3 protein-coding genes and 3 pseudogenes are annotated in these 5287 nt (G+C 64.3%); 3 read left to right on the top strand and 3 right to left on the bottom strand.

Going from position 1 to position 5287, the window contains the following annotated elements; translation table 11 throughout:
- Both I5M_RS33600 and tyrS read right to left on the bottom strand, forming a co-directional pair.
- Positions 1–131 (bottom strand): annotated as a pseudogene (locus I5M_RS33600) (MFS transporter); the annotation flags it as partial.
- Between the two features lie 97 nt (positions 132–228).
- The gene (gene tyrS / locus I5M_RS09740; RefSeq protein WP_022721227.1) at positions 229–1485 is read right to left on the bottom strand and encodes a tyrosine--tRNA ligase; all 1257 of its coding nucleotides are present in this window, start codon (positions 1483–1485) and stop codon (positions 229–231) included.
- A 157-nt stretch (positions 1486–1642) separates the two neighbouring features.
- On the opposite strand from tyrS, the pseudogene I5M_RS29450 reads away from it, so the two are divergent.
- Positions 1643–2745 (top strand): annotated as a pseudogene (locus tag I5M_RS29450) (anhydro-N-acetylmuramic acid kinase).
- A gap of 96 nt (positions 2746–2841) precedes the next feature.
- Here I5M_RS29450 and I5M_RS09730 read toward each other — a convergent pair.
- The gene (locus tag I5M_RS09730) at positions 2842–3489 is read right to left on the bottom strand and encodes an alpha/beta hydrolase (protein ID WP_022721226.1); all 648 of its coding nucleotides are present in this window, start codon (positions 3487–3489) and stop codon (positions 2842–2844) included.
- Positions 3490–3698: 209 nt separating this feature from the next.
- Between I5M_RS09730 and I5M_RS09725 the strand changes: the two genes are divergently transcribed.
- Both I5M_RS09725 and I5M_RS09720 read left to right on the top strand, forming a co-directional pair.
- Entirely contained in the window at positions 3699–4871 is a 1173-nt protein-coding gene (locus tag I5M_RS09725; protein ID WP_022721225.1) for a cysteine desulfurase family protein, read from the top strand.
- A gap of 83 nt (positions 4872–4954) precedes the next feature.
- Positions 4955–5287: pseudogene (locus I5M_RS09720) on the top strand (Fe-S cluster assembly protein SufB); the annotation flags it as partial.

Raw genomic sequence — 5287 nt, 5'->3', positions numbered from 1 at the left:
CCCAGCCGAACGATTGCGAGATCGGCAGCAGGACCACGGTGAAGCTCTCGCCGAGGCCGCGGCCCGAGCAGCGACAGCACGAAGCAGACGCCGAGCACGGTGAGGCCGGTGCGCTGCGTCGCGCGATCAATCGTCGTGCGGTTGTCCAAGAGCGATCCTTCCCGGGAAACGTTCTGCTCGTTGGAGCGCGTTTCCGCCGGAAAGGCCAGACGCTGGCTGCGAATGGGCCTATGCGGGCTTCAGCAGGACGTGCTTCTTCTTGCCCATCGACAGCTTGATCACGCCATCGGCCGTCAGGTTGGCGGCGGTCAGAGCCATCTTCTCGTCGGTGACGGCGACGTCGTTGACCTTGAGGCCGCCGGCCTTGATCTGCCGACGCGCTTCGCCGTTGGAAGCCACGAGGCCGGCCTTCTCGGCGAATGCCGCGAGCACACCGATGCCGGCATCGAGCTCGGCACGGCTGACGTCGACGCTCGGCAGATCCTGCGCGGTGCCGCCTTGCTCGAAGGTTGTGCGCGCGGTCGCTTCAGCCTTTTCAGCGGCGTCGCGGCCGTGGATCAGCGCGGTGGCCTCGGTCGCCAGCACCTTCTTGGCGTCGTTGATCTCTGCGCCCTGCAGCGCCGACAGGCGCGCGATCTCGTCCATCGGCAGTAGCGTGAACAGCTTGAGGAAGCGGCCGACATCGGCGTCCTCGGTGTTGCGCCAATACTGCCAGTAATCATAGGGCGCGAGCAGGTCGCCGTTGAGCCAGACGGCACCGGCGGCGGTCTTGCCCATCTTGGCGCCCGACGATGTCGTCAGCAGCGGGCAAGTGAGTGCGTGGAGCTGATGTGTGCCCATGCGGCGGCCGAGATCGACGCCATTGACGATGTTGCCCCACTGGTCGGAGCCGCCCATCTGCAGATTGCACTTGTAGCGCCGCGCCAGCTCGACGAAGTCGTAGGACTGCAGGATCATGTAGTTGAATTCGATGAACGACAGTTCCTGTTCGCGCTCGAGCCGCAGCTTGACCGAGTCCATCGTCAGCATGCGGTTGATCGAGAAGTGGCGGCCGACGTCGCGAAGCATCTCGATGTAGTTGAGCTTGGTCAACCACTCGGCGTTGTCGGCCATCACCGCATCGCTGTGGCCGTCGCCGAATTTGATGAACTTGGAGAACGTGCCCTTGATCGACTCCTTGTTGGCGTCGATCTGCTCGTAGGTCAGGATCTTGCGGGTCTCGTCGCGACCGGACGGGTCGCCGACCCGCGTGGTGCCGCCGCCCATCAGCGCGATTGGCTTGTTGCCGGTCGCCTGCAGCCAATGCAGCATCATGATCGAGAGCAGGTGACCGACATGCAGCGACGGCGCCGTGCAGTCGTAACCGACATAGGCCACCACCTCGCGCTTGGACGCCAGGGCGTCGAGCGACTCCGGGTCGGAAATCTGATGAATGAAGCCCCGCTCCTGGAGCACATTCATAAAATCTGACTTAAAGGCGGTCATCTGTATCGGTCTCTGATCACTGTTATTAAACGCTGGGGCCAAATCGCATGGGCGGATGCCCTGCAAGCCCTTTCGATCGCGTTACCGTGTGGCATTATAAGAACCGGGTGTTTGACACAAGTTGGACCTTCCGCAGCGGCCGGAAAGGCACATTGCCATGATGCTGACGGCGATCGGACTGATGAGCGGGACCTCGCTCGACGGGGTCGATGTCGCCTTGATCAAGACCGACGGCAGGACCGTTTCGGCGCTTGGGCCGTCGGGTTATCGGCCCTACACGGAGACCGAACGCAGCCTGCTGCGCGGCGCGCTGGCGGAAGCCACAGCGCTCGACCGACGCGATGCCCGGCCGGGCGTGCTCGCCGAAGCCGAGCGGGCGGTGACCATCGCGCACGCAGAGGCGGTTGCAGCCTTCGTGGCGCAGAACCGCATCTCTCCGGACAGCATCGATATCGCGGGATTCCACGGCCAGACCGTGCTGCATCGGCCGGAGCAGAAGCTGACGGTGCAGATCGGCGACGCCAAGGCGCTGGCCAAGGCGATCCGCATTCCCGTGGTGTACGACTTCCGCGCCGCCGATGTCGCCGCCGGCGGGCAGGGCGCGCCGTTCGTGCCGGTGTATCACCGCGCGCTGGCGCATTCGCTGCACCGCGACGGGCCGATCGCGGTCGTCAATATCGGTGGCGTGTCGAACGTGACGTACATCGACGGCACCGACACGTTGATCGCCTGCGACACTGGCCCCGGCAACGCGCTGCTGGATGATTTTGTCTTCCGCAAGCTTGGCAAGTCGTTCGACTGCGAGGGTCGGCTCGGCGCTCAGGGCGTCGTCGACGAACCTTGGCTCGCCGAGGCGATGAAGCTGCCGTTCTTCGCTAAAGCTCCACCGAGTCCCTCGAACGCAACGACTTCGCGGCGCTGCCGCAGCGCGACTGGTCGCCGGCCGAACGGCGCGCCACGCTGACCGCCTTCACCGCGTCAGCCATCGGGGCAATCGTGTTGCTGCTGCCAAACCGGCCCCAAAGTTTCGTCATCCCGGGGGGCGGTGCGCGCAATCTGACGCTGATGCGGATGCTGAGGGAGCGGCTGGCGCCGGCAACGTNCGAGAGCGCCGACGCGCTCGGCTGGTCGGCCGATGCGATGGAGGCTCAGGCCTTCGGCTTTCTCGCCGCACGCGGGCTGAAGGGCCTGCCGCTGAGCTATCCGGCGACCACTGGCGTGGCGTTTCCGATGACCGGGGGGCTGCTGGCGCGGCCTTGACGCGCTTCCGTCATCGCGAGGAGCGAAGCGACGACGCAATCCAGCCCGGTGCACGGCGCTGGATTGCTTCGCTACGCTCGCAATGACGAAAGAAACTTAGCGGACGTTCGCCAGCCGCATGTCGAGGTAGGAGGTGATGGTCTCCATCAGCGGCTCCATTTTGTCCTCGAAGAAGTGGTTGGCGCCCGGGATGGTCTGCTGATCGATGACGATGCCCTTTTGGGTCTTGAGCTTCTCGACCAGCGTGTTGACGTCCTTGGCGGGGGCCACGATGTCTTTCTCGCCGTGCACGATCAGGCCCGACGACGGGCAGGGCGCCAGGAACGAGAAGTCGTAGCGGTTGGGCTCGGGCGCGATCGAGATGAAGCCTTCGACCTCGGGCCGGCGCATCAACAGCTGCATGCCGATCCAGGCGCCGAACGAGAATCCGGCGACCCAGCAGGCCCGCGCTTCGGGATTGATGGTCTGGGCCCAGTCGAGCGCCGAGGCGGCGTCCGACAATTCGCCGGTGCCGTGGTCGAACGAACCCTGGCTGCGGCCGACGCCGCGAAAATTGAAGCGCAACACCGAGAAGCCACGGGCCACGAAGGCGTAGTAGACCTGATAGACGATCGGGTGGTTCATGTTGCCCCGGAACTGCGGATGCGGGTGCAACACCATTGCGATCGGGGCGTTTTTCTGCTTCGCCGGGTGGTAGCGGCCTTCGAGGCGGCCGGCTGGACCGGTGAAAATGACTTCAGGCATCAGCGATCCTTGAACATCTTGGGATTCGGCCTGGCGCGGCGCGCTCGGGCGCTTGCAACACGTCGTCGTCCGCCGCCGGGCGGATCGGGCAGACAGCCGATAAACGGGGAGCTGCGTTCTAGCATAGGCCGCGGGGCCAAATGCAAGCATCTTGAACATCCGGCGGCCGCGCGGCCGGCCGGATCAGCCCATGTAAGGAACGGATTTTCTTGAGAAACCGGGTTTATCTCGACTGGAATGCGACCACGCCGCTGCGTGCCGAAGCCAAGGCGGCGATGATGGCGGCGATGGAGCTTGTCGGGAATCCGTCATCGATTCACGCCGAGGGGCGCGCGGCGCGCGGGGTCGTCGAGCAGGCGCGGGCCGCGGTCGCAGCTGCAGTCGGTGGGGCGGCGCGCAATGTCGTATTCACCTCTGGCGGGACCGAGGCCAATGCGCTGGCGCTCGTGCCGGGTCTCTGGAACTTGGGACAAGCCATTGATCAATTGATCGTTTCAAGTATCGAGCACGCCTCGGTGCTGAGCGGAGGACGGTTTGCGGCCGATGGGGTGGCGACCATCCGGGTGACACCTGAAGGCGTTGTCGATCTCGACCACCTGCGCAGTCTGCTGGCTGGCGGCGCCCCGAGGCTGGTTTCGTTGATGTTGGCCAACAACGAGACCGGCGCACTTCAACCAATCGCTGAAGCGGCTGAGATCGTGCATCAGGCGGGCGGCCTATTGCATGTCGACGCTATCCAGGCGCTTGGCAAAGTTCCATTCAACCTCAGAGGCTTGGGGGCTGATCTTGTGTGCGTGTCTGCGCACAAGATCGGCGGACCGAAGGGCGTCGGCGCCTTGATCCTGCGGGAGGGCCTATCCGGGCCCGAGCCGCTGCTGCGCGGCGGCGGTCAGGAGTTCGGGCGGCGGGCCGGCACCGAGAATCTGATCGGGATCGCAGGCTTCGGAGCTGCAGTGGCGGCGGCGATGCCGACGATCGCCGCCGACATGGTGCGGGTCGAGACCCTGCGGGATCGGCTCGAGGCCGGCTTGAGGGAGATTTCCGACAGTCAAGGCGGCGTGATCTTCGCCGACGGGGTGGCACGGCTGCCCAATACGACGCTGTTCGCTGTTCCCGGGCTGCGGGCCGAAACCGCGGTGATCGGGTTCGATCTCGCCGGCGTCGCGGTGTCGTCCGGCTCGGCTTGCTCGTCGGGCAAGGTTCAGCCGTCGCATGTGCTGCAAGCGATGGGCTTTGGTCCGGAACTTGCTCAGTCGGCTATACGGATCAGTCTCGGCTGGGAGAGTAGTGAATCCGACATCGAATCCTGTCTGCAAGCTTGGAAAAAGCTTGCCGGCAACCTAACTAAAGGTGGTCGCGAAACACAGCCAGAACGGTTCTAAGAGGGTTTCAACCCGCGTTGGATCGTGTAAGCATGTGTCCCGCAGATCCACCGCGGTCCTTGAAACCGCGAGCGGAGGTTTGAATGGCTGCCGTCCAAGAGACCGTCGATCGGGTTCGCCAGATCGACGTCGATCAATATCGCTATGGGTTCGAGACGCTGATCGAATCCGACAAGGCCCCGAAGGGGCTGTCGGAAGACATCGTCCGCTTCATCTCCGCCAAGAAGAACGAGCCGGATTGGATGCTGCAATGGCGGCTGGAGGCGTATCGCCGCTGGCTGACCATGACAGAGCCGACCTGGGCGCGGGTGGACTATCCCAAGATCGATTTCCAGGATCTCTATTATTATTCGGCGCCGAAGCCGAAGAAGACCGTCGGCTCGCTCGACGAGATCGATCCGGAGATCCTGAAGACT

The sequence above is a fragment of the Rhodopseudomonas sp. B29 genome (assembly GCF_000333455.1).
Lineage (GTDB): Bacteria > Pseudomonadota > Alphaproteobacteria > Rhizobiales > Xanthobacteraceae > Rhodopseudomonas.
The sequence above is the reverse complement of the archived record's forward strand: the minus strand, read 5'-3'. Positions and strand labels throughout refer to the sequence as shown.